Origin of the sequence: Pseudoclavibacter terrae, assembly GCF_008831075.1 — a bacterium.
Lineage (GTDB): Bacteria > Actinomycetota > Actinomycetes > Actinomycetales > Microbacteriaceae > Pseudoclavibacter > Pseudoclavibacter terrae.
On sequence record NZ_WBJX01000005.1, the window covers coordinates 228428 to 251387 of the forward strand.

At 69.6% G+C, this 22960-nt stretch carries 20 protein-coding genes; 7 read left to right on the forward strand and 13 right to left on the reverse strand.

Translation table 11 applies throughout. The features are described from left to right. Positions 1–196: 196 nt before the first annotated feature. The 5 genes from F8O03_RS14830 to F8O03_RS14850 all read right to left on the reverse strand — a co-directional run bounded on the left by F8O03_RS14830 (position 197) and on the right by F8O03_RS14850 (position 7904). On the reverse strand, positions 197–3250 hold the full coding sequence (locus tag F8O03_RS14830; RefSeq protein ID WP_151424550.1) for an alpha-mannosidase: 3054 nt from the start codon (positions 3248–3250) through the stop codon (positions 197–199). Positions 3251–3292: 42 nt separating this feature from the next. Beyond that, positions 3293–4099 (reverse strand): carbohydrate ABC transporter permease, encoded by an 807-nt coding sequence (locus F8O03_RS14835; RefSeq protein ID WP_244296320.1) that lies wholly within the window; start codon positions 4097–4099, stop codon positions 3293–3295. 113 nt (positions 4100–4212) lie between these two features. Then, complete coding sequence (locus F8O03_RS14840) at positions 4213–5157, reverse strand: carbohydrate ABC transporter permease (RefSeq protein WP_151424552.1); 945 nt, start codon at positions 5155–5157, stop codon at positions 4213–4215. Further along, the gene (locus tag F8O03_RS14845; protein ID WP_151424553.1) at positions 5157–6518 is read right to left on the reverse strand and encodes an extracellular solute-binding protein; all 1362 of its coding nucleotides are present in this window, start codon (positions 6516–6518) and stop codon (positions 5157–5159) included. The genes F8O03_RS14840 and F8O03_RS14845 overlap by 1 nt, the downstream gene beginning before the upstream one ends. 150 nt (positions 6519–6668) lie before the next feature. Then, a complete protein-coding gene (locus tag F8O03_RS14850; protein ID WP_151424554.1) occupies positions 6669–7904 on the reverse strand; it encodes an ROK family transcriptional regulator in 1236 nt (411 codons plus the stop codon). Positions 7905–8106: 202 nt separating this feature from the next. Here F8O03_RS14850 and F8O03_RS14855 point away from each other — a divergent pair, with 202 nt between their 5' ends. Both F8O03_RS14855 and F8O03_RS14860 read left to right on the forward strand, forming a co-directional pair. Next, positions 8107–8769 carry a carbonic anhydrase gene (locus tag F8O03_RS14855; protein WP_104252511.1) on the forward strand — a complete coding sequence of 221 codons (663 nt, stop codon included), beginning with the start codon at positions 8107–8109 and terminating at the stop codon, positions 8767–8769. 61 nt (positions 8770–8830) lie between these two features. Then, the gene (locus F8O03_RS14860; protein ID WP_151424555.1) at positions 8831–9439 is read left to right on the forward strand and encodes a class I SAM-dependent methyltransferase; all 609 of its coding nucleotides are present in this window, start codon (positions 8831–8833) and stop codon (positions 9437–9439) included. Between the two features lie 12 nt (positions 9440–9451). Here F8O03_RS14860 and F8O03_RS14865 read toward each other — a convergent pair whose 3' ends face one another. The 4 genes from F8O03_RS14865 to F8O03_RS14880 form a co-directional block, all read right to left on the reverse strand. After that, positions 9452–10447, reverse strand: coding sequence for a zinc-binding metallopeptidase family protein (locus F8O03_RS14865; RefSeq protein ID WP_151424556.1), 996 nt, complete (start codon positions 10445–10447; stop codon positions 9452–9454). Positions 10448–10587: 140 nt separating this feature from the next. Then, positions 10588–11289, reverse strand: coding sequence for an RraA family protein (locus F8O03_RS14870; protein WP_151424557.1), 702 nt, complete (start codon positions 11287–11289; stop codon positions 10588–10590). Then, a complete protein-coding gene (locus F8O03_RS14875; RefSeq protein WP_151424558.1) occupies positions 11286–12275 on the reverse strand; it encodes a hydroxyacid dehydrogenase in 990 nt (329 codons plus the stop codon). Before F8O03_RS14875 ends, F8O03_RS14870 begins: the two co-directional genes overlap by 4 nt. 74 nt (positions 12276–12349) lie before the next feature. Continuing rightward, complete coding sequence (locus F8O03_RS14880) at positions 12350–13150, reverse strand: IclR family transcriptional regulator (RefSeq protein ID WP_151424559.1); 801 nt, start codon at positions 13148–13150, stop codon at positions 12350–12352. 104 nt (positions 13151–13254) lie between these two features. Here F8O03_RS14880 and F8O03_RS14885 point away from each other — a divergent pair, with 104 nt between their 5' ends. From F8O03_RS14885 to F8O03_RS14905, 5 genes are read left to right on the forward strand one after another with little or no spacing between them, the layout of a single operon-like run. Further along, positions 13255–14241 carry a Bug family tripartite tricarboxylate transporter substrate binding protein gene (locus tag F8O03_RS14885; protein WP_244296308.1) on the forward strand — a complete coding sequence of 329 codons (987 nt, stop codon included), beginning with the start codon at positions 13255–13257 and terminating at the stop codon, positions 14239–14241. Then, on the forward strand, positions 14238–14888 hold the full coding sequence (locus tag F8O03_RS14890; protein ID WP_151424560.1) for a tripartite tricarboxylate transporter TctB family protein: 651 nt from the start codon (positions 14238–14240) through the stop codon (positions 14886–14888). Before F8O03_RS14885 ends, F8O03_RS14890 begins: the two co-directional genes overlap by 4 nt. Continuing rightward, positions 14888–16405 (forward strand): tripartite tricarboxylate transporter permease, encoded by a 1518-nt coding sequence (locus F8O03_RS14895; RefSeq protein ID WP_151424561.1) that lies wholly within the window; start codon positions 14888–14890, stop codon positions 16403–16405. Before F8O03_RS14890 ends, F8O03_RS14895 begins: the two co-directional genes overlap by 1 nt. Beyond that, a complete protein-coding gene (locus F8O03_RS14900) occupies positions 16402–17616 on the forward strand; it encodes a CaiB/BaiF CoA transferase family protein (protein ID WP_151424562.1) in 1215 nt (404 codons plus the stop codon). The genes F8O03_RS14895 and F8O03_RS14900 overlap by 4 nt, the downstream gene beginning before the upstream one ends. After that, positions 17613–18467: a citryl-CoA lyase gene (locus F8O03_RS14905; protein WP_151424563.1), complete on the forward strand. Its 855-nt coding sequence runs from the start codon at positions 17613–17615 to the stop codon at positions 18465–18467. Before F8O03_RS14900 ends, F8O03_RS14905 begins: the two co-directional genes overlap by 4 nt. On the opposite strand, the gene F8O03_RS14910 is transcribed toward F8O03_RS14905, so the two are convergent. The 4 genes from F8O03_RS14910 to F8O03_RS14925 form a co-directional block, all read right to left on the reverse strand. Next, positions 18457–19275, reverse strand: coding sequence for a carbohydrate ABC transporter permease (locus F8O03_RS14910; protein WP_151424564.1), 819 nt, complete (start codon positions 19273–19275; stop codon positions 18457–18459). The two genes, F8O03_RS14905 and F8O03_RS14910, sit on opposite strands and share 11 nt — an antisense overlap. Further along, positions 19272–20186: a carbohydrate ABC transporter permease gene (locus F8O03_RS14915; protein ID WP_104252523.1), complete on the reverse strand. Its 915-nt coding sequence runs from the start codon at positions 20184–20186 to the stop codon at positions 19272–19274. The genes F8O03_RS14910 and F8O03_RS14915 overlap by 4 nt, the downstream gene beginning before the upstream one ends. A gap of 73 nt (positions 20187–20259) precedes the next feature. Then, the gene (locus F8O03_RS14920) at positions 20260–21618 is read right to left on the reverse strand and encodes an ABC transporter substrate-binding protein (RefSeq protein WP_151424565.1); all 1359 of its coding nucleotides are present in this window, start codon (positions 21616–21618) and stop codon (positions 20260–20262) included. A 54-nt stretch (positions 21619–21672) separates the two neighbouring features. After that, positions 21673–22857: a PfkB family carbohydrate kinase gene (locus tag F8O03_RS14925; RefSeq protein WP_244296309.1), complete on the reverse strand. Its 1185-nt coding sequence runs from the start codon at positions 22855–22857 to the stop codon at positions 21673–21675. Positions 22858–22960 lie beyond the last annotated feature (103 nt).

Here is a 22960-nt window from a genome sequence, read left to right on the forward strand (position 1 = left end):
GGAGGGTCGCCGGGCGCCGGCATCGCCCGCAGGGTTGTGGGTGAGTGCGGTTGCGGCGCGTCGCGAGCGCGCTTGCCCACAACGTTGCGCCCGGACGCAGCTGTGGCGAACCGGCACCCAGGAGCGGGAGGTGCGGTTCGCCACAGCGTCGGACCGGGCGGGCAGCGCAGTCTGCGCCGCCCGGTCTCCCCAGATGTCAGCGCAGCGCTGACACCCCACGGAAGCGCAGCGTGACCAGCTGGAACGGGCGCACCGACAGCGCCAGCGCGCCCTCGGCATCCACGATCGCCGTCTGGTCGACGTCCCGCTCGAGCAGGTCGGTCTCAGCGACCGCCTCGAACGCGAACCCGGGCGTCACCGTCGCCCGAGCCTTCGCACCGCGAGCCTCATAGAAGCGGACCACCACGTCGCCGCTCCTGTCCTCCGCCAGCTTCACGGCCTCCACGACAACCGCGGGGTTGTCGACCGTGAGCAGCGGCTCGATCGGCGCCGAACCCGTCACCGGGCGCGGGCCGACATTGAGCCGGTAGCCCTCCGCGGCCGCATCCAGCACGTCCGCACCCACGCGCACCGAGGTGCGCAGCACGTGCCGGCCCTGGTCGGCGTGCGGGTCCGGGAACGTCGGCGCCCGCAGCAGCGACTCCCGCACGAGGGTCGTCGTGCCGCCGCCGTCCCGGGTGGTGCGCGTCACGTCGTGCCCGTAGGTCGAGTCGTTCGCGACGGCGACGCCGTACCCGGTCTCGCCGACGTGCACCCAACGGTGCGCGCTCGTCTCGAACCGAGCCACATCCCACGACGTGTTGCGGTGGATCGGCCGGTTCACGTGCCCGAACTGGATCTCCGACGACGACCGCTCCGCGTGCACGTCGAGCGGGAACGCCAGCTTCAGCAGCTTCTGCCGCTCGTGCCAGTCGACGTCCGTCGTCAGGTCGAGCGTCGGGCGCCCCGCGCTCAGCGACAGCTCCTGCACGAACGTGCTCGCACCGTCCGAACGCGACACCTTCACGACGACCCGGTCGGCGCTCTCCGAGACGACCTCGACCGACTCGACCGACCGGATCGGCCGGCCGTGGCGCTGGTAGTGCACGTCGATGTCCCACGCGTCCCACTGTGCGGGGGTGTCGCGGTAGACCCACAGCTCGGCGGCGCGCTCGCCGGCCGGAACCAGCTCGCGGTCGGCGGTGACATCGAAGAGCGACGAGACGAGTCCGTCGGCGTCGATCGTGACCCGCACGAGCGAGTTGTCGAGCACCAGATCGTCGCCGGAGCGCGTGAGGGTGACGGAAGCGACAGCTTCGGTGCCCGAGGCCGCTCCGGCACCGGATGCGCCGCCGCCCAGGGCTGGCACGCCGTCGACCGCGTATGGTCCGGCGTTCGCGAGCAGCGCCGTCTCACCCTCTCCCGTCAGCGAGCCGAGCGCCGACGCGATGAGCGTCTCGAGCTCACCCGCGACCCGTTCGTAGTGCTCCTCCGCGACCTGATGCACCCAGGCGATGGACGACCCGGGCAGGATGTCGTGGAACTGCTGCAGCAGCACCGTCTGCCAGGCCGAGTCGAGCTCGGCGTACGGGTACTCGGCGCCCGTGCGGATCGCGGCGGCGCTCGCCCACAGCTCGGCCTCGCGCAGCAGGTGCTCGCTGCGCCGGTTGCCTCGCTTCGTGCGGGCCTGCGAGGTGTAGGTGCCGCGGTGGAACTCGAGGTAGATCTCGCCCGACCAGACGGGCGGCTGCTCGAGCTCGGCCTCGGCCTGCTCGAAGAACGCCTGCGGGCTGGTCATCTCCACGGTCGGGGAGCCTTCGAGGTCACGGGTCCGCTCGGCCGCCGCGACCATCTCGCGCGTCGGCCCGCCGCCGCCGTTGCCGTATCCGAACGGCACGAGCGACGAGTTGGCCTCGCCCTTCTCCTTGTAGTCGCGCTGGGCCTTGTGCAGCTCCTCCTGCGAGAGCACGGAGTTGTAGGTGGCGACGGGTGGGAAGTGCGTGAACACCTGCGAGCCGTCGATGCCCTCCCAGTTGAAGGTGTGGTGGGGCATGACGTTCGTCTCGTTCCACGACGGCTTCTGCGTGAGGAAGTACTTCGACCCTGCGGCCTTGACGATCTGAGGGAGCGCAGCCGAGTAGCCGAAGGAGTCCGGCAGCCACACCTCTGGCGGTTCGATGCCGAACTCGCGGATGAAGAAGCCCTTGCCCGCGACGAACTGGCGGGCCATGGCCTCACCGCCAGGGAGGTTCGTGTCCGACTCCACCCACATGCCGCCGACGGGCACGAAGCGTCCCTCGAGGACCCGCACCTTGATGCGCTCGAACAGGTCCGGGTAGTGCTCCTTCATCCACGCGAACTGCTGCGCCGACGAGCAGGCGAACAGGAAGTCGTCGTTCTCGTCCATGAGCGACAGCACGTTCGAGAAGGTGCGGGCGCACTTGCGGATCGTCTCGCGCACGGGCCACAGCCAGGCCGAGTCGATGTGCGCGTGCCCGACGGCGACCAGGTGGTGGGCGCTCGCGTAGGCGGGGGAGGCGAGCAGCGGCGCGAGCACCTCGCGCCCGGCCTGCGCCGTGCCGGAGATGTCGTCCGGGTCGAGCGTGTCGATGAGGCGCTCGAGTCCGCGCAGGATCTCCGCGCGACGCGGCTGCTCCTCGCCCAGCTCGCGCCACAGGCCGTCGAGCGTCCACACGTCCTGCGCGAGCTCCCACACGGGCACGTCGCGCAGGCCGATGTCGAGGACCCGGGTGCGGTAGATCGGGGCATCACCGGACGTGGCGAGGTCGCCCATGGGGGTCGGCGCGTAGACCGACTCGCCCTGCACATCCGGGTTCGAAGCGGCCTCTATATAGAGGTCGATGCTGTCGCCTGGCCCGATCTCCAGCGGCACCGCGGTGTTGCGGGGCTCGATGGCCTTGAGGATGTGCCCCTCGGGGGTCCACACGAGGCCCTCGGCCTGGAAGCCGGGGTGGCCGCTCACGAAGCCGAGGTCGACGAGCACCTCGACGCGAGCATCCGTCATCTCCCAGTCGGTGGGAACCGTGCCGGTGATGTGGAACCACGTGGTTCCCCACGGGCGGCTCCACTCGTCGCCGACCCGGAAGGGCGCGAACTGCTGGGTGACGGCCTCGGCGAACGGAACGGGCTCGCCCGGCACGTCCCACGAGGTGACCGTGAGCTGCTGGCGCTCGCGGTAGATGGCGGGGGTGAGTCGTTCGGACACGAACCGGCGGATGCGGAGGTCGACGAACTGCGTGGGGTCAGGCATGAAGCGCCTTTCTGCGTTGAAGGAGACGTTGGGAGTCGAGGGTCAGCCCTTGACGGCGCCGGCGAGCGCGAACGAGCCGCCGCCGAGGCGGGACACGAGCACGTACAGCGCCAGGACCGGCACGGAGTAGAGGAGGGAGAAGGCGGCCAGCTGCCCGTAGGCGACTGCGCCGTACTGGCCGAAGAACGAGAAGATGCTCACCGCGGCGGGCAGCTTGTCTGGGCTCAGCAGCAGGATGAAGGGGATGAAGAAGTTCCCCCACGTCTGGATGAAGACGAAGATGAACACGACGGCGATGCCTGGCCGCATGAGCGGCACGACGATGAGTCGCAGCGTCGCCATGGCGGAGGCGCCGTCCGTCCAGGCCGCCTCCTCGAGGGAGACGGGCACCGAGTCCATGAAGTTCTTCATCATCCAGATCGCCATGGGCAGCGAGGTCGCGGCGAGGAACAGGATGGTGCCGAACATGTTGTCGATGAGGTTGAACGCCACGAACAGTGCGTAGACGGGCACCATCATCGCCGTGATCGGGAGGCAGGTCCCGAACAGCACCCCGTACAGGAACGGCTTGTTGATGCGCGACTTGTACCTGGAGAGCGGATACGCGGCGAGGATCGCCGCGAGCACCGTCACGATCGCGCATCCGCCGGAGAGCACGAGGCTGTTCCAGAGCGGGATCAGCGAGATCTCCGGGGTGAGGACTGCCGTGAAGTTGGCGAGCGACGGGGCCTCCGGCCACTTCACCGACAGGGTCGCGGTGGAGTCGAACGACGCGAGGACGAGCCAGACGAGGGGGAGGAGGAAGACGATGCCGATGACGCTGAGCACGATGTTGGCGAACCAGCGCATCGCGCGCCCCCTCGGGGCGGCCGCGCTCGTCTCGACGTGGTGGCTGCCGGTCGCGATGGACCTGGTGGTGGGCGCGGGGTCAGCCGCGGCCACGGATGCGTGGGTTGTCATGGTCAGTCCACCTCCGGTTTGAGGGCCCTGATGTAGGCGACCGAGAAGAGCGCGCCGACGAGCAGGAGCATGGTGGCGATGGCGGTGCCGAAGCCGAGCTGGCCGAAGCGGAACGCCTCCTGGTAGGCGAGCAGCGGCAGCGTGGTGCTGTCGGTGCCTGGCCCGCCGTTGGTCATCACGAAGATGAGCGCGAAGACGGAGAGCGTCTGCAGGGTCGTGAGCATGAGGTTCGTCGAGATGCTGCGGCGGATCATGGGCAGCGTGATGAGGACGAAGCGCTGCCACCCCTTCGCGCCGTCGACCTCGGCCGCCTCGGTGATCTCCGGTGGCACGTCGTTGAGTGCCGCGCGGTAGACGAGCATCGAGAAGGCGGTGCCGCGCCACGTGTTGGCGAGGATCACGCTCAGCAGCGGCAGCGTGTAGAGCCAGTTCGGGCCGGTGATGCCGATGGCCGCGAGCATCGTGTTGAGCGTGCCCGCGTCGCTGAAGAACGCGTAGGCGGCGAAGGCGGCCACGATCTCCGGCAGCACCCAGGCGGTCACGACGATCGTGCTGACCGTGCTGCGGACGACCTTGTTCGACGACTGCATGAGCACGGCGAGGCCGAGCCCGAGCACGTTCTGCCCGAGGATCGCGGAGGCGACGAGGAAGATGAGGGTGATGAGCACCGACTTCGGGAAGTCGGGGCTCGCGAAGAGATCGGTGTAGTTCTGGAAGCCCACGAACTCTGCGCTCGAGGCACCGACACCGCTCAGCGACGAGTTGGTGAAGGAGCCGTAGAACGACGAGATGACGGGGCCGAGCAGGAAGACGGCGAGGAGGCCGACGGCGGGGAGCAGCGGCACGCCGCGCGTGAGGCGTGTCACCGCCTTGCGTCGCTTCGGTGCTGGCCTCCCGGCCTCGGGGGCGCGGGGCGCCCCCGAGGTCGGTGTGAGGGTGGCGGTCATCAGCTCGACGCCGACGTCGTGTTCTCTTCGCCGACGATGCCGATGACGGCCTTGTCGTAGGCGGCGGCAGCCTCTTCAGGCGTCTGCTGGCCGGTCATGACGGCCTCCATGGCCACCGTGATCGCCGCTGAGACCTGCGAGTAGTCGGAGTTCGCCGGGCGGAAGTTCGTGTCTGGCACGAGGTCCGCGAAGAACCCGAAGGTCGGGTTGGCGTCCGTGTACTCGGGCGCCTCGGCGACGTCGGTGCGCACCGGCACCTGGCTGGCCGCGACGTCGTAGCTCAGCGCGTTCTCCTGGTTGAGGGCGAGGCTGATGAAGTCCCACGCCGCATCCGGGTTCTTCGTGCCCGCACCCATGGCGAGCGTCCATCCGCCCGACATGCTCGTGACGCCCGGGTCCTGCCCGTCCTGCGTCGGCATCGGCGTGACCTGCATGACGTCCGACCACTCCGGCCACGGCTTGGAGCCCGACTCGAGCCAGGTGCCGCTCACCCATGAGCCGTCGAGGCTCATCGCGAGCTGGCCGCTCGGGATCCAGTCGGTGTTGATGTTCGTGCCGACGTTCTTGTCGAGCGCCTCCTGCGGGGTCGGCCCGAGGCCACCCTGGTAGATGTCGCCGACGAACGTGAGGGAGTCGATGAAGCCCTGCGAGCCCGTCACCCACTTCTGCTCGTCGGTGTTGAACAGCTCGTCCTCGGTGCCGGTGAGCAGCATCTGGAAGCCCTGCATCGAGGCGCCCTCTGACATGGCCTTGCCCGAGTAGATGTTGAAGGGGCGGATGCTGGGGTCGTGGGCCTTCACGGCCTCTGCGGCTGCGATGATGTCGTCCCAGGTCTTCGGCTCCCACGGCACCTGCACGCCTGCGGCCTTCAGGATGTCCTGGTTGTACCAGAGGGCGCGGGTGTCGGTGCCCATCGGAATGCCGTAGACCTTGCCGTCGTCGCCGAGCCCAGCCTGACGGGCGTTCTCGGGGAACTGCTCCCAGTCGGCCCAGTCGGCGACGTAGTCGTCGAGGGGAGCGAGGTAGCCGGCCTCGACGTCGGTCTTGACCATGAACGTGTCCTCGTACATGACGTCCGGAGCCGTCGCGGGGGAGCGGTTCATGAGGGCGAGCTTCGCGAAGTAGTCGGCTTCCTGCGCCTCGATCGGGATGAGCTCGACGGTCATGCCTTCGTTGGCCGCCTCGTATTCGGCCTTGACCTTCTGCATGTGGTCGTCCATCTGCGTGAACTGCCCGAACTTCTGGTAGGCGACCTTGAGGGTGTTCGAGTCGCCTCCGCCCGAGTCACCTTCAGCGCAGGCAGAGAGTGCAAGCACGGCGGCGGCGGCGACTGCCACGGCCCCGAGTGTGCGATTTTTCATGGTGCTCCTTTGCTCCACGACCGTTCTCCGTGCGGTCCGACATCGGTGTCGGGCCTTCGGCCTGCCATAAGTAAACCGATTGGATTAACTCGTGTCAAGACATTCTTGCAAGCCCCCGAACATGCGCCGGAGGGGACGAGGCGGAGCCGGTCAGCGCGAGATCAGCAGCGCGGAGGTGTGCGGCGCGAGGCTCTGATCGAGCACGAGGCAGCCTGCCCCGATGGCGGCGACGTCCTCGCCGATGCCGGAGTTCTCGATGTGGATCGGGTGCTTGGGGATGAGGGCCGGGTCGGTGTTCACGAGGTGGCGGATGGCGCCGAGGAGGGCAGGCTCGATGCGTCGCCAGAACGGGCCGCCGAAGACGATGGTGTCGACGTCGAGGAGGTTCACGATGGAGACGATGGCTCGCGAGATCTGCGTCGCGACCCCCATGACGATCTCTCGCGAGACGGCGTCGTGCCGCATGGCGAGCACCGTGAACTCCGTGAACAGGCGGTCGACGTCGTCGAAGTCGGCGCGATCCACGGGGGAGTCGGCGGCGATCAGACCCGCGGCGAGCGCCCGCTGCACGATGCGGTGCGGGACGACCAGGTCGCCCACGCAGCCGCGCCTCCCGCACGAGCAGACGGGTCCATCCGCCTGCACCATGATGTGGCCCATGTCGCCGGCGTTGTCGCTCGCGCCGCGCAGCACCTCGTGGTTGATGACGAGCCCGATGCCGATGCCCGTGCCGTAGTAGAAGAAGGCGAAGTTGTCTCGCCGCGGGCCCGAGTCGACCCAGAGCTCGGCGATCGCGGCCGCAGTGACGTCCTTCTCGAGGACAACCGGGAAGCCGGTCGCCTGGCTGAGCGCATCCCGAAGCGGCACGACGTCCCAGCCGTCGAGCATCGGCGGGTCGAGGACGTTGCCGCGGGAGGCGTCGAGGGGGCCGGGGGCGGCGATGCCGACGCCGAGCACCTGCTCGCGGGGGATCGACTGGCGTTCGAGGATCGCCGAGATCTCGTGCGCCATGTCGGCGATGACGCCAGCGGGGTCCGGTGCCGTCGGCGTGCGTGCGCGATGATCTGCCACGACCGAACCGGCGAGGTCGAGGAGGGCGTAGGTGATCACGGTCGGGTCGAGATGCACGCCCACGGTGTACCGGCTCGACGCGTTGAGGCGCAGCAGCGTGCGCGGCTTCCCCGGCCCCGTGATGAGGCGTTCGCCTTCGCGCACGAGGCCGCCGTCGATGAGGCGGCGCGTGATGTTCGAGGCGGTCTGCGCGGAGAGGCCGCTGGCCTGCGCGACCTCGACCCGGCTCAGGCCGTCCGGTGCGCGGCGGATGAGGTCGAGGATGACGGCCTGGTTGAACTCGCCGACCGCACCCAGATTGTGTCCACGGCGCACGCGCCACCTCCCATCGACCCTGATCTTGGGAACTGACGTTCTCACACTTTCCGGAGCATCGTTGACGGCTGGCGATTCCTCAGGAGGATCGTGCGCCCCGAGGGTGAGTACGCTTGGACGGCGCCACGCCCCAGACGTGGCTCGCGCATCCGGCACCGGATGCACCCCCGGCAGTCACAGGTTTCAGCACGAAGGAGCAACGATGACGGCAGCAAGAGTCACCCCCCAGCAGGCGTGGGATGACCTGGTCCAGGGCAACGAGCGCTTCATCAAGGGCGACCTGCTGCACCCGCAGCAGAGCGCGGCCCGACGGACCGAGATCTCGGGAAGCCAGGCGCCGAACGCCGCGTTCCTCGGCTGCTCCGACTCGCGCGTCGCCGCCGAGATCCTCTTCGACTGCGGCCTCGGCGACCTCTTCGTCGCCCGCAACATGGGGCAGATCGCCAACGAGAACACGACGGCCACCATGGAGTTCGCGGTCGCCGAGCTCGGCGTCGCGGTCATCGTGGTGCTCGCGCACGGCTCCTGCGGTGCCGTCAAGGCGGCCATCAACCAGACCACTGCGCACCCGCGCGACGTGACGCCCGCCATCAAGGACGAGCTCGCTCGCATCCAGCCCTCCGTGCAGGAGGAGTGGTTCACGAGCGACCAGTCGACGCCGTACGTCGACGAAGCCCAGATCGACGCGGATGCCGTCGGTCGCCGCCACCTGTACTCGACGATCAACGCGCTTGTGCGCAGCTCGCGCGTCATCAGTGACGCCGTCGCCAGCGGCGCGCTCAGCATCGTCGGCTGCCAGTACGAGCTGTCCGACGGCCGCGTCGCGCCCGTGACCGCGATCGGCCAGCTCACCATCACCCGCTAGGGCTCGTCGCCATGGACGGCGCCTCACGAGTCGCCTCCCGCGGTCGCTCCGGAGCGACGGAATGAGGGGACAGCAGGCGTTCGAGGCGTACGGGCGTCGGGCGCGGGAGTACGCGGACCTGCTCGGCAGCATCTCGGCGACGGCGGCGGAAGATCGTGCACTCGTCGAGCGGTGGGCGAGCGCGATCGACGGCCCGGTGCTCGACGTCGGCTGCGGTCCCGGGCACTGGACGGCGTGGCTGCGTGAGCTCGGCGTCGACATCGAGGGCATCGACCCCGTTCAGGAGTTCGTCGACATCGCGGCGCACCGGCACCCCGACTGCGCGTATCGCCAGGGGACGGCGGAGGCGCTCGGGGTCCCGTCGGCGAGCCTCGGCGGCGCGCTCGTCTGGTACTCGCTCATCCACACGGAGCCGTCCGGGCTGCCGGCCGCCTTCGCGGAACTGGCGAGGTGCATCCGCCCGGGTGGCGGGCTGCTGCTCGGCTTCTTCGAGGGGTCAGCCGTCGAACCGTTCGGGCACAAGGTCGCGACGGCCTTCACCTGGCCCATCGCCGACCTCGCGCGGCTGCTCGACGACGCCGGGTTCATCATCGAGCACGCGCACGCCCGAACGGATACGGGTGCCCGGCCGCACGGCGCGATCGTCGCGACGCGCGCATCCGGCGCCTAAGGGTGACCCCGGTCAGGCGGGGATGCTCGAGGGCTCGCGCAGCGAGTGGATGAACGCGAGCTTCTCGATGACCGTGTCCGGCAGCACGAACGGGTAGAGGTCGCGCTGCCCGAGCGAGCGGTTGACGACGTTCATGGCCGTCGCGAACGGCATCCAGCTGTCGAGGACCACGTCGCGGGCCGACGCGCCCGGTTCCGGCGCGGGCAGCAGCTCGAAGGCCACGGCCGTCTCGAGCGTGTCCTGGATGTGCAGGTAGTGGGCCCACGTCTCGGCGAAGTCCTCGTAGGGGTGCATCGTGGCGTAGCTGCTCAGGTAGTCGCGCTGCCACCCCTCGGGAGGGCCTTGGTCGTAGTGCCGGTCGATCTCGGCCTGGTAGTCGGCGCGCTCGTCGCCGAACAGCTCCCGTGCCTCGTCGATGCGGTCGGTCTGCTCGACCAGCTGCCACTCGTAGTAGTGCCCGCTCTCGTGGCGGAAGTGCCCGAGCATCGTGCGGTACGGCTCGGCGAGGCGCTGCCGCACCTGCTCGCGGTAGCTGTCGTCGCCCTCGGCGAGGTCGATCGTGATGACGCCGTTGGCGTGGCCGATCGTGACGCTCTCTGACACGCTCGAGAGCAGGTCGAAGACGGGTGCCTGGCCGACGGTCGCGGGCTCCCCGCTCTCCTCGGGGCGGGTCGCGAACCCGAGGCGGGTGAGGTCGCGGACGAGGTGGCGCTTCGATTCCTCGGCGATGGGGAAGAGGCGCAGCCCCTTCGCGTCGGCGTCGCTCGGCCGGGTGCGGGTGAGCTGGCAGCTCTCGCACAGCCCGCCAGGCTGCGCCGTCAGCCACGTGCATCCGGCGAGCTCGGCGTTGCCGCACCGCCGCAGGCCCGCGTCGGCCGCCGCGTCGCCACCTTCGACGAGCACGTCGTCGAGGCTGAGCATGTAGCCCAGCTTCGACGAGCAGCGCTCGCAGGACACCGAGTCGAAGAAGACCTCGTTCTCGCACACATCGCAGTGGAACCGTCGCACGGGGAAGCCTCTCCTGGGCCGCGGCTCGGGGGTGCCGCGACGACCGACGGATCACTGTACGCGGGGCTGGGTGGGAGGTCCCGGCCCTTGACAAGCCGACGCTCGGGCGGCGCGGTCGCGGCACGTGGCAGGGTGCGGCGTCAGACAGGGAGGCCCTTCTGTCGCAGGAGCGCGTTGAAGCGCTCGGGATCGGCAGTGCCTTCTTCGTTGTGCTTCCGGATGCGTGCTTCGCGGTCGAGGTGCCTGCGTGCGTCCTGCAGGAGCGACTCCGCTCGCTGCGCAGGAACGGCGAGGACGCCGTCGAGGTCCCCGAGCACCAGGTCGCCCGGGTTCACGACGAGGCCCGCGATGGACACGGGCACGTTGATCTGGCCCGGCCCGTCCTTCGTGGGCCCGCGGTGCGTGTGGCCGCGCGCGTAGGCGGGCATGCCGCCCTCCCGCCACTCGGCGACGTCGCGGAGGGCCCCGTCGATGACGAAGCCCCCGAGCCGCTTGGCGATGGCGCTCGTGCGGATGAGCCCCCCGATGACCGCCTGGCTGAGGTCGCCGCCGCCTTCGATCACGATGACGTCGCCCGCGTGGGCATCCATCATGGCCTTGTGGACCATGAGGTTGTCGCCTGGCCGGATCTTCACGGTGACGGCCTGCCCCGAGAGCGGCGCGTCGCCATGGTAGGCGTGGAGGCCGAGCGCGCCGACCGAGCGCCCGAGGCAGTCGCCGGCGACGGCGACGGGGATCTCACGGAACGCGTCGATCAGCGATGCCGGGAGGTCGGGTGCACGCTCGCCGATGAAGTAGCCGGTCGGCCAGGCGGGTGCCGCGGTGGGGTCCTGCTCGGTCATGCGTTGCTCCGTTCGATCGAGAGAGTGGTGGGGTTCACGCAGGACCGCGCGTCCGGGGGAGTGCCCTCGAGGCAGCCGAGGATGTTCCGGGCGGCGGCCAGTGCCATGGCCTCCAGGGCCGCCGGGGTCGAGCCGCCGACGTGAGGCGTGACGACCACGTTCGGGCAGTCCAGCAGCGGGTTGCCCGGCTCCATGGGCTCCGACCAGGTGGTGTCGAGGCCCGCAGCGAAGAGCTGGCCGCTGCGAAGCGCCTCGACGAGGGCGGGCTCGTCGATGACCTCCCCGCGTGCCGTGTTCAGCACGATCGCATCCGCAGGCAGCAGGGCGAGCTGAGGGGCGCCGATGAGGCCGCGCGTCCGTTCGCTGAGCGGCACGTGGATGCTCAGCACATCGGCCTGCCCGAGCAGCTCTTCGAGGCTGCCGACCATGGCCAGCTCCGGGACGGGGGAGTCCAGTCCGAACCCCGGGTCGAAGGCCAGCACGCGCATCCCCGTCGCCGCCGCGGTGCGCGCGACCCGCTGCCCGATCTGGCCTGCACCGACGAGGCCGAGCGTCCCGCCCGCCAGCTGCCGCCCGTCCTGGGCTCTGCTCCAGCGTCCCGCTCGGATCTCCGCGTCCATCCAGGACACTCGGCGTGCGGCGTTGAACATGAGCGCGATCGTGAGCTCGGCGACCGATTGGGCGTTGGCCCCCGGCGTGGTGAACACCGGTATTCCACGGGCGGTCGCCGCGTCGACGTCGATGTTGCCGACGCCGACGCCGTGCTTCGAGATGACCCGGAGCCGCGGACTGGCCTCGATGGCGGCGGCGGACAGCTCGACGGTGCGGGAGATGACCCCGTCGACCGCTTCGCTGGCCATGATCTCCTCGACCTCGGTGCGACCGCCGCCGTCAGGCAAGTAGATGATCCTGCTTCCGGCGTCCTCCAGGGTTCGAACCCCGGCCTGACCGAGTCGTGGGGCCGTCACGAACACCGTTGCGCTCATCGCACCGTCTCCTTCGTCGGTTCAAGGTCCTGCTTGGCTTGTGGGCGCGGGCGGTCTCGGACCGCACCGCGAGGTCATTCGAGGGCTGGCGGCAACCCGGTGCGTGGCACATCGCGCACGCAGGTGCGGAGCGCGTCGACGAACTCGGGGATGCGAGCGTCGACGAATCTGGCCGTGGGTCCGCCGAGCACCACGACGACGGGCTGCAGGTGCGGCCGGTCCGGGTTCTCGGGCACGAGCATCGCTAGCCCGCTGTTGCCGGACTCCCGCTCGCCGTGGCTGAGGCCCCAGCCCTGCTCGCGGATCTTGTCCACACGTCGGCGCAGCGCGGCGGTGTCGACGTCGATGTCCTCGTCGGCATCGAGCTGCGCGAGCACCGCGTCGAGGACGTCGGGTCGTTCTCCACTGAGGAGGGTTGTCGATGCGGCGCCGAGCCAGATGGGCAGCTCGTCGCCGACCTGGACGACGTGGCGGATCGTGTGTCGGCCGGGCGCCTGTGCGATGGCGACGCGCTTGAGGTCGCGGCGGACGTAGAGGCTCACGGTCTCACCCGTCTGCTCGGCAAGCTCCCGGAGTCGGTCGAGCGTGGCGGCCGGGGCGGACCAGGCTGCCTTCGCGAAGGCTCCCCAGCGGATCATGCGGGGGCCGACGCTCACGCGGCCGTCGGGCAGCAGCTGCAGCATCCGCTCGCCCACGAGGGTATCGACGAGGCGGAGCACGGTCGTGCGCGGGAGCTCGCAGCGGCGGACGATGTCGGCGACGGCGAGTGACTGGCCTTCGTTCTCGAAGCAGTCGAGCACGTCGAGGGCCCGGCTCACGGCGCGGATGCCACCCGGCTCTGACCGCTGGGCGGGTGCGTCGTCGGCGCTTGTCATGGGGTCTCCGGCTTCGGATCGTTTGCTTGCCCGGTCACACTAGCGTACCATCTGGTGGACAGAAGTGTCCGCTGTGTGGACAAGTCAATCACAAGGGAGTGATCGTGACAGCAAGACGGAAGCTCATGGGCGGACTCGGCATCGCCGCGACCGCCGTGCTCGTCGGGATCGCGGCGTTCGACGCCAGCGACTCGACGACCGGGACCGACCCGAGTACGAAGCTCACGTTCATGGCGCCGGCAGCGCCTGGCGGTGGATGGGACGGTGTGGCACGCGAGGCGCAGCAGGCGCTGCGCGCAGACGGGATCGTCAACAACGTCCAGGTCGTCAACGTGCCCGGCGCCGGAGGCACCATCGGACTGTCGCAGTTCGTTGGCCTCGGGGCCGACCCGACCAACCTCATGATGACGGGGACGGTCATGATGGGCGCGATCAACGTCAACGACTCCGCCGTCGACCTCTCCGACACGACGCCGATCGTGCGGCTCGCCGAGGACTACGAGGTGTTCATCGTGCCCGCGGACTCGCCATACGAGACCCTGGATGACTTCATCGCCGACTGGAAGACGGACCCGCACGCGCTCGCCGTGGGCGGTGGCGGCGTCGGCGGCACCGACCATCTCCTCGCCGGTCTCGTCGCGGAGGATGTCGGCATCGACCCGGCCGAGCTCAACTACGTCTCATACGCGGGCGGCGGCGAGGTGCTCACCGCGCTGCTCTCGAACACCGTCGCCGTCGGCGTCAGCGGCTACAACGAGTTCAGCGACCAGATCGAGGCGGGCAACCTCCGCGCGCTCGCCGTGTCTGCGGAAGCGCCCGTCGACGGCATCGACATCCCCTCCCTCATGGACCAGGGCGTCGACGTCCACCTCCCCAACTGGCGAGGCATCGTCGCCCCTCCCGGCATCACGGACGCAGAACGCGACCAGCTCGTCTCGATCTTCGAGGAGATGGTCGCCACTCCCGAATGGCAGGACACGCTCGAACGCAACAACTGGGAGCCAGCAGTGCTCACGGGCGACGAATTCGCCGCCTTCATCGAAGAAGACCAGGCGAGAGTCGACCAGATCATCGAGGAGCTCGGACTATGACCGGCGTCATCCCCACCTCAGCGTGGACGCAGCACGACACCACCGCGAGCCCTGGCTGGTGGCGCCGCCGCACCGGACTCGTCGTGCCCGGAATCCTCACCCTCGTGGGGATCGGCCTCGTCATCGGCACCGTCACGATGGCCGTGCCGAGCAACGTCTCGCAGCCGGGCCCGCAGGTGTTCCCGGCAATCATCTCGGTCGCGATCTTCATCGTGGCGGCCTTCCTGGCCATCGACGTCATCCGCAATCCGGAACCTGAGCGAGTGGCAGAGCCGGACCTGGCCGAGCTCCGAGGCGAGAAGAGGGTCGTCGACCAAGAGGTCGAGGAGCTCTCCGACTTCGACCGCGACGAGCTCGCGATCGTGCAGGACAAGGAGCTCGCGGCCGAGCACATCAGGCCGCGCACCAACATCCGCTCCCTGCTTGGCGCCCTCGGCACGACGATCGTCTTCATCGCCGCGCTCACCCCGCTCGGCTGGCTGCTCTCCGGCGCCTTCCTCTTCTGGGGCATCTCCAGGGCCCTCGGCAGCCGCCGACCCGTGTTCGACATCTTCCTCGCGCTCGCGATGTCGTCCATCGTGCAGATCGCGTTCTCGATCGGGCTCGGCCTCAACCTTCCTCCCGGCATCTTCGTAGGAGTCCTCTGATGGATACGCTCGCAAACCTCGGGGAAGGGTTCCTCACGGTCCTGACCCCCATCAACATGCTCTGGGTCCTCATCGGCGCCGTGCTCGGCACGGCCGTCGGGGTCCTCCCCGGCCTCGGCTCGGCGATGGCCGTCGCCCTCCTCCTCCCCGTCACGTTCTCGCTCGACCCCATCGGCGCCTTCATCATGTTCGCTGGCGTGCTCTTCGGTGGGCTCTTCGGCGATTCGATCGCCGGCATCCTCATGAACACGCCAGGCAACAGCACGGCGATCGCCGGATCGATCGAAGGCCATGCCATGGCCAAGAACGGACGAGCGGCTCAGGCCCTCGCCACCTCGGCCATCGGAGCCTTCATCGGCGGCATCCTCGCGTCGATCCTCGTCGTCTTCTTCGCGCCTCGACTCGCGGAACTCGCGACGCTGTTCGGCCCAGCCGAGTACCTGGCACTCGCCATCTTCGCGTTCATCGCGATCTCGGCGGTCGTGACGCAGTCCATCATCCGCGGTCTCGCGGCGCTCGTCCTCGGCCTTGCCATCTCCGTCGTCGGCATCGACTCGATCTCGGGCACATCGCGCTTCACGGCTGGCATCCCCGAGCTCTTCGACGGCATCGACATCGTCGTCATCACGGTCGGCCTGCTCGCGCTCGGCGAGGTCTTCGCCGTCGCGGGACGTCGCGGCTACTCCGACGACACCGGTCTCATCCAGTCGAAGGGACGCCTCTGGCTGTCGCTGCGCGAGCTGCGTCAGGCGCTGCCGGCCTGGCTCCGCGGAACCGCCATCGGCATCCCCTTCGGCATCATCCCCGTCGGCGGCGCCGAGGTGCCGACGTTCCTCTCGTACGGCGCCGAGCGTCGGCTCGACAAACGTCGCAAGAAGCCGATGTTCGGCTTCGGCGCCATCCAGGGTGTCGCGGGCCCTGAAGCAGCTGGAAACGCCACAGCGGGAACCGCCATGGGCGCGCTGCTCGCGCTCGGCCTGCCCACCTCGGCCACCGCGGCGATCCTCCTCGCGGCGTTCCGGCAGTACGGTCTCCAGCCAGGGCCGCTGCTCTTCGAGCGCTCCAGCGAACTCGTCTGGGCGCTGCTCGCGAGCTTCTTCATCGGCATGGTCGTGCTCCTCATCCTCAACCTCCCCTTCGCGCCGCTCTGGGCGAAGCTGCTGAAGATCCCACGCCACTACCTGTACGCGAGCATCACGCTCTTCGCGATGCTCGGCGTCTACGCCACGAGCGGCAAGATCCTCGACCTCGTGCTCGTCGTCGTCATCGGGCTCATCGGATTCACGATGCGGCGCTACGGGCTGCCCGTCGCCCCGATGCTCATCGCGATCATCCTCGGGCCGCTCGCCGAGACCGAGTTCCGCCGGGCGATGGCGGTCAGCGAGGGCGACCCCGGCGTGCTCATCGACAGCCCCATCACGATCACCCTCTACTCCGTCCTCGCACTCACCGTGGCGTTCGTCATCGTGCGGGTCGTCCGCGCGAAGCTCGCCGCGAGAAAGGAAGTCACGGTATGACCGAGACCCCATCAGGCCCACTCGCGGGAGTCCGCGTGCTCGACATGACCAACGTGCTGGCAGGGCCGTACGCCTGCTACCAGCTCGCCCTCATGGGGGCGGAGGTCATCAAGGTCGAAGTGCCGGACGGGGGAGACCTCGCCCGCAGGCTCGGCGCCGACTCCGAGCTCAACGGCAGCCTGATGGGGGTCTCCTTCCTGGCGCAGAACGCCCAGAAGCGCTCGATCACGCTCGACCTGAAGTCGGACGGAGGCCGGGAGGTCATGCGGCGCCTGGTCGCCGAGGCGGACGTGCTCTGCGAGAACTTCCGGCCAGGCGTGCTCGAGCGGCTCGGCTTCGGCTGGGATGCGCTGCGGGCCATCAACAGCAGGCTCGTCTACTGCGCCATCTCCGGCTTCGGCCAGACGGGACCGCTGCGCTCCAAGCCCGCCTACGACCAGATCATCCAGGGCGGGTCCGGGATGATGAGCGTCACCGGCACCCCGGAGACCTCCCCGCTCCGGGCCGGCTACCCGATCGCCGACACACTCGGCGGGCTCGCGGCCGCGTTCGCGATCTCGTCCGCACTGCACGGACGCGAGCGCACCGGGGTGGGCTCGAGCATCGACGTGTCGATGCTCGAGACCGCCGTCACCGCAATGGGGTGGGTCGTGTCGAACCACCTCGTCGCCGACCAGGTGCCACGCGCCCTCGGCAACGACAACGGCACGGCCGCACCGTCCGGGACCTTCCAGACGGCGACCGGGGCGCTCAACATCGCAGCGAACAAGCAGGAGCAGTTCGTCGCGCTCGTCGCGGCGATCGGCCGACCCGAGCTGGCCGACGACCCGCGCTTCCGGGACCGGGAGGATCGCAAGCGCTTCCGGGCGGAGCTCACGCGCGAGATCGAGCAGGCGCTGAGCGCGCACGACACGCCGCACTGGGAGGACCTGCTCTCGGAACGGGGCGTGCCGGCGGCTGCCGTCCTCACCGTTCCGGAGATGCTCGCCAGCCCGCAGATCGTCGACCGGGAGCTCGTGCACGACCTGCCCTTCCCCGGGCGCGACGGCGAGACCCTGCGGGTGCTCGGCAACGGCATCCGCCTCGATGACCGACCGAGCGCCCCGACCGTCCCGCCACCGGGGCTCGGCGAGCACACCGACGAGATCCTGCACGAGCTCGGCTACGACGACGGGCAGATCCGAGCACTTCACGAGGAGCGAGCCGTATGAGCAGCACCACCGGCCACCAGCCCACCGTCGACGACGCGACCGCATGGTGGAGCACCAGCGTCACCCGCATCGCCCCAGGGGAGATCGAGCTCCGCGGCTACCCGATCGAGGAGGTCATCGGCAACGTCGGGTTCGTGAGCACGATCTGGCTCCTCACGACCGGGGCGCTCCCGACGAGGGCCGTGTCCGAGCTCCTCGAGGCGACGCTCGTCGCGAGCGTCGACCACGGCCCCCAGGCGCCGTCGATCGCCAGCGCGCGCATGGCCGCGACCTGCGGCGTGGGCCTCAACTCGGCCGTCGCCAACGGCGTGAACGTGCTCGGCGACACGCACGGCGGTGCCGGCCAGCAGTGCGTCCAGCTGCTCAACGACCTCGTCGAGCGGCACGAGTCCGAAGGGATCGCGTTGGAGCAGCTCGCCCGCGAGGCGATCGCCGATCACAAGGGCCGGGGCGCGTTCGTGCCGGGCTTCGGGCACCGGTTCCACCCCCGCGACCCGCGCCGCGACCCGCTGCTGCGGCTCGTCGAGGAGGCCGTCGCGAGGGGTGATATCTCGGGTCGCTACCTCGCCGCCGGTCTGGCGCTCGAGCGCGCGCTCGAGCGGGGGGAGCGGCGCATCCCGATGAACATCGACGGCATCTCCGCCATCGTGTACGCCGAGCTCGGCGTCCAGCCGGAGCTCGCGAGGGGCCTCTTCGTGCTGTCGCGCTCCGTGGGGATCCTCGCCCACGCCTGGGAGGAGAAGCAGGCGGGCCAGCGCATCAAGGGCCCGCTGCCGCCGCCCCTGCTCGCCGACTACACGGGCGAGGCGACGCGCGCCGTGCCCCGCGCACACCGGCCAGCTACTCCCTGACCGCCCCCTCGAGCATCCCCTGGATGAAGTGGCGCTGCAGGAAGATGTAGAGCACCACGACGGGCAGCGCGACCATGATGGCGCCCGCCGCGAGCAGCGCCGTGCCCTGCGTGTACTGGCCCTGGAAGAAGGCGAGGCCGAGAGGCGCCGTGCGCACGCTGCCGTCGGGCGACATCACGAGGGGGATGAGGAACTCGTTCCAGGTCCACATGAACGTCAGCAGCACCAGCGTGAGGATGGCGGGCCGGCCGATCGGCACGAGCACCTGCCACAGGATGCGCATGGACCCGGCTCCGTCGAGCTTGGCCGCGTCGATGAGGGCCTGGCTCGAGGAGCGGAAGTAGGTGCGCATCCAGAACGTGCCGAACGCGATCGACATGGCGATCTGCGGGAACGCGACCCCCCACACCGTGTTCGTCAGCCCGACGGTGCGCAGGTCGAAGTAGAGGGGCACGATGAACGCCTCCGTCGGCACCATGATGCCGAGGAGGAACAGGTAGAAGATCGACGTCGCGCCGCGGAACTTCATGGTGCCGAGCGCGTAGCCGGCGAGGATGGACGCGAGCACGGCGACGACCACCACGATCGCCGCGACGACCACCGACGTGAGCATGTACTGCCCGAAGCGGGCGACCTCCCAGGCCGTGGGGAAGTTCTCCCAGTGGAAGATGCGCCCCTCCTGGGCGACGGTCGCGTTCTCCGGACCGAACGCGAGCGCCACGATGACGCTGATCGGTCCGAGGATGACGAGCCCGAAGACGCCGAGGATCAGGTAGTTGGCGACCTTCTCGAAGACGGAGACGTTCATGCGCGGTCCCCGATCCGGTTCACGACGAAGTTGATGGCGAAGACGATGAGCGTGAGCACAGCGCCGACTGCCGTGGCGGCCCCGACCTCGCCGAGCTCGAACGCCCGCCGGTACACCTCGAAGCTCGGCACGGTCGTCGATGTGCCGGGCCCGCCGCTCGTGGTGACGTAGATGAGGTCGAAGGTCTTGAGCGCGGCGACGATCGTGAGGGTCAGGGCGACCGTGATCTCGCCACGCACCGACGGCAGGGTGATGGAGAAGAACTCGCGCACGGGTCCCGCGCCGTCGAGCCTCGCGGCCTCGTACAGCTCCTTCGGCACGCGGCTCATGCCGGCCATGAGCAGCACGGTCACGAGGCCGAGCGACACCCACGAGCCGATGAGCCCCACGGCTGGCAGGGTGAAGGTGTAGTCGCCGAGCCACGCCCGCGTCCAGCTCTCGAGCCCCACGAGGCGCAGCAGCCCGTTGAGCGGTCCGTCGGGCGCGTAGATCTGCCGCCACGTGACGGCGACGACGACCATCGCGATGACCTGCGGCAGGAAGATGAGGGTGCGGAAGAAGCCGAGGCCCCGCACCTTCGCGCGCGTCAGGATGGCCGCGAGCATGAGCCCGACCGCGAGCGGCAGGATCGCGTAGAAGAAGATGAGCACGAACGCGTGCCCGAACGCCTCACGCAGCCGCTCGTCCTGCACGATCTGCACGTAGTTGTCGAAGCCGACGAAGGTGGATGCGCCCAGCCCGTCCCACTCGAAAAACGAGAACTGCACGGCCCGACCGAGTGGGAACAGCAGGAACGTGCCGTAGAGGAGGAACGCGGGCGCGAGGTACGCGAACGGCACCCAGGCGGGGGTGCCACGGCTGGCACCCCTCGCTGGGCGGCGCTTGCGCGCCGTGGGGTTCTCGACCGTCATCCGCGGAGACGCTCGGGCCGCACTCGCGCGGCCAGGCCCAGACGGATGCTCCTCAGCTGCGACGACACTCGGCTCACTCGTTCGCTGCAGTGAAGGCCGCGTAGTCGGTCTCGAGGGCCTCGGTGAACTGCTCTGGCGTGAGCTGTCCGTCGATGAGCCCCTGCAGGGACTGGCCGATCGTGTCGCCGAAGGTCGGCGTCGCGTAGTCCAGGTAGGGGAGCACGCTGCCCGACTCGGTGACCTCGCCGAACGCCCCGTAGATGTCGGCGAAGACACCAGACTCCGGCGCGAGCTCAGCGGACTTGTTCACGGGCAGGTTGCCCGTGTCGGCGAGGATCTGCATGGCGTCATCGCTCGTCAGGAAGTCGATGTACGCGGCGGCGACATCGGTGTTGTCGGCTGCCGAGGTCATCGCGAACGGGAGGCCGGTGCCGCCGGTCGTCGCCAGCGCGCCATCATCCGTCTTCGGCACGAAGAAGCCGAGGTCGTCGCCCATGGTCGCCTCGAGGTCGGCCGCGAGCCAGGAGCCGCCGATGAGGAAGACGCCGTTGCCCTCGGCAAGCGCCTGCCAGGCCGCGTCGTAGTCGGTGCCGTTCACGCCAGCATTGAAGTAGCCGTCGTCCACCCAGCCCTTGAGTGCGGACGCCGCCTCCACGTTCTCCGGAGTCGTCCAGCTCGCGCCGGGGTTGCCGAGCCCGAGGTTCGTGACGGTCTCCGCATCCACGTAGCCACCCTGCAGCGGACCGAACACGTGCCCGGCCGGCCACTGCTCGATGTTGCCGAGCTGCATGGGCGTCTCGCCCGCCGCCTTCGCTGTCGCGAGTGCTGCATCGAACTCCGACCAGGTGCCGGGCACCTCGATGCCGAGCTTGTCGAGCTTCGCCTTCGAGTAGAAGATGCCCACGACCTCGCCGACCTGGGGGAGGCCGTACAGGTTGCCCTCGCCGAACACCTTCGCGTCCTCGCTGTACGTCGAGTACTGCAGGATCGACTCCTGGTAGCGGTCGAACCAGCCGTACGCCTCCGCGTAGTCGTCGAGCGGGCGCAGCTGCCCGGCCTCGACGAACGCCCCCATCGTGTTCCGGCCGTTGTTGGCCTGCACGACGTCGGGCGCGTTGTCGTCGGTGAGCGCCAGGCGCAGCGTCGTCGCCAGGTCGTCGAAGGCCTGCGAGTTCCGCTCGATCGTCACGTTCGGATACAGCTCCTCGAACGCCGCGTTCAACTGCTCGATCTGCTCGTTCTGCCCGCCGCGCACCTCCTGGTCCCAGACGGTGAGCGTCACGTCCCCGACCTGCGAGATGTCGGTGCTGATGTCGCCTGCCGGCTCGGCCGGGCCGTCCGTCTGGCCGGTGCCCGGCGCGCAGCCCGCCAGTGCGAGGACGAGCGCCAAGCCGCCTGCGGCCGCCGCGGTTCTCCGGTGCTTCTCGTACATGTTGGGCCTTCCTATCGCAGCGGGGGAGCAGAGGGTAAAGATATCGCTTGGGCGTCAGCCGGCGGGACGCTCGTCGCGCGGGGCGGCACCCTGCGCGCCCGAGATGGTGTGCCTTCCGGGAGGGAAATGGTCGATGAGGCGGAAGGTCGCCTCCGCACGGCGCACCGCGCCGGCACGCTCGGGGGGAAGCACATCCTGCAGGAAGCCGTAGCGCCGGATGAGGTCGGCATCGCCGGAAGCTCGCGTCGCCTCCCACCAGTCAGCGATGTCACCCCAGCCGGGTGCGGCGAGCGAGCCCCCGAACTGCTGCACGGCGAGCGCGGAGCACAGCGCGGAGAACGTGAGGCGCTGCTCGAGCGGCCAGTCGCGCAGCGTCCCGAGCACGAAGGATGCGCCGAACACGTCTCCAGCCCCCGTCGCGTCGTACGCGCGAACCGGCACGGCCGGCACCCGGACCTCCTCGCCCGTCGCGGAGTCGATGCCGATCGCGCCGTCCTTGCCGCAGGTCACGACGACGAACGGCACGTGCGCGGCGAGCGCGCGGGCTGCGGCGAGCGGCGACTCGGTGCGCGTGTACTCGACTGCCTCTCGCTCGTTCGGCAGGAACGCGTAGCAGGAGGAGAGCGGTTCGAGGACGGCCGGGTCCCACGCGCCCGTGTCGTCCCAGCCGACGTCGGCGAAGATGCGGGTGCCCTGGCCGGCAGCGCGCAGCCACCACGGCTCCTGCTCGAGGCTCGACATGACGCCCAGCTCGGTGAGCGCGGTGCGGCTCGAGATGCCGTCGCTCAGCAGCGCGTCGCTCGAGATCGGGCTCGGGTGCCCGTGGGTGATCATGCTGCGGTCGCCGTGCTGCGCCACCGAGACGGTGACGGCGGTGTGCCAGTTCTCGAAGCGGCGCGAGCGACTCAGGTCGATGCCCTCGTGCTCCTCGAGGAGCTCCCAGCACCAGCGCCCGTAGACGTCGTCGCCGAAGACCGACGCGAGGGAGGTCGTGAGCCCGAGACGGCTGGCGGCGACCGCCAGGTTCGCGATGCCACCCGGCGTCGACCCCATGCCGTCTGCCCACACCTCGGTGCCGGCGCTCGGCACACCATGCAGGTCGGTGAAGACGATGTCGAAGAAGACGGAGCCGGCGAGCACGACGTCGAAGCGTGCATCCGCCGTCGCTCCTGCTTGTGGCGCCTGGAACGGGGCGGGCGCCTGGATCGGGGGCGACATGGGGTCGCGTGCGGAGTCCATCGCGGCTCCTCTCGGGTGCAACAGCGGTGTTGCTCACACATCCTGCGCGGTGATCGTTCGTGCGTCAAGTCGTGCTCACTCGCGCTTGAATGCTGCGCGCTCG

What these genes read in the sequence shown, in the direction of transcription:
- F8O03_RS14830 (WP_151424550.1), bottom strand. Translation starts at nt 3,250, where the DNA reads ATGCCTGACCCCACGCAGTTCGTCGACCTCCGCATCCGCCGGTTCGTG.
- F8O03_RS14835 (WP_244296320.1), bottom strand. Translation starts at nt 4,099, where the DNA reads ATGCGCTGGTTCGCCAACATCGTGCTCAGCGTCATCGGCATCGTCTTC.
- F8O03_RS14840 (WP_151424552.1), bottom strand. Translation starts at nt 5,157, where the DNA reads ATGACCGCCACCCTCACACCGACCTCGGGGGCGCCCCGCGCCCCCGAG.
- F8O03_RS14845 (WP_151424553.1), bottom strand. Translation starts at nt 6,518, where the DNA reads ATGAAAAATCGCACACTCGGGGCCGTGGCAGTCGCCGCCGCCGCCGTG.
- F8O03_RS14855 (WP_104252511.1), top strand. Translation starts at nt 8,107, where the DNA reads ATGACGGCAGCAAGAGTCACCCCCCAGCAGGCGTGGGATGACCTGGTC.
- F8O03_RS14860 (WP_151424555.1), top strand. Translation starts at nt 8,831, where the DNA reads ATGAGGGGACAGCAGGCGTTCGAGGCGTACGGGCGTCGGGCGCGGGAG.
- F8O03_RS14870 (WP_151424557.1), bottom strand. Translation starts at nt 11,289, where the DNA reads ATGACCGAGCAGGACCCCACCGCGGCACCCGCCTGGCCGACCGGCTAC.
- F8O03_RS14875 (WP_151424558.1), bottom strand. Translation starts at nt 12,275, where the DNA reads ATGAGCGCAACGGTGTTCGTGACGGCCCCACGACTCGGTCAGGCCGGG.
- F8O03_RS14880 (WP_151424559.1), bottom strand. Translation starts at nt 13,150, where the DNA reads ATGACAAGCGCCGACGACGCACCCGCCCAGCGGTCAGAGCCGGGTGGC.
- F8O03_RS14890 (WP_151424560.1), top strand. Translation starts at nt 14,238, where the DNA reads ATGACCGGCGTCATCCCCACCTCAGCGTGGACGCAGCACGACACCACC.
- F8O03_RS14895 (WP_151424561.1), top strand. Translation starts at nt 14,888, where the DNA reads ATGGATACGCTCGCAAACCTCGGGGAAGGGTTCCTCACGGTCCTGACC.
- F8O03_RS14900 (WP_151424562.1), top strand. Translation starts at nt 16,402, where the DNA reads ATGACCGAGACCCCATCAGGCCCACTCGCGGGAGTCCGCGTGCTCGAC.
- F8O03_RS14905 (WP_151424563.1), top strand. Translation starts at nt 17,613, where the DNA reads ATGAGCAGCACCACCGGCCACCAGCCCACCGTCGACGACGCGACCGCA.
- F8O03_RS14910 (WP_151424564.1), bottom strand. Translation starts at nt 19,275, where the DNA reads ATGAACGTCTCCGTCTTCGAGAAGGTCGCCAACTACCTGATCCTCGGC.
- F8O03_RS14915 (WP_104252523.1), bottom strand. Translation starts at nt 20,186, where the DNA reads ATGACGGTCGAGAACCCCACGGCGCGCAAGCGCCGCCCAGCGAGGGGT.
- F8O03_RS14920 (WP_151424565.1), bottom strand. Translation starts at nt 21,618, where the DNA reads ATGTACGAGAAGCACCGGAGAACCGCGGCGGCCGCAGGCGGCTTGGCG.
- F8O03_RS14925 (WP_244296309.1), bottom strand. Translation starts at nt 22,857, where the DNA reads ATGGACTCCGCACGCGACCCCATGTCGCCCCCGATCCAGGCGCCCGCC.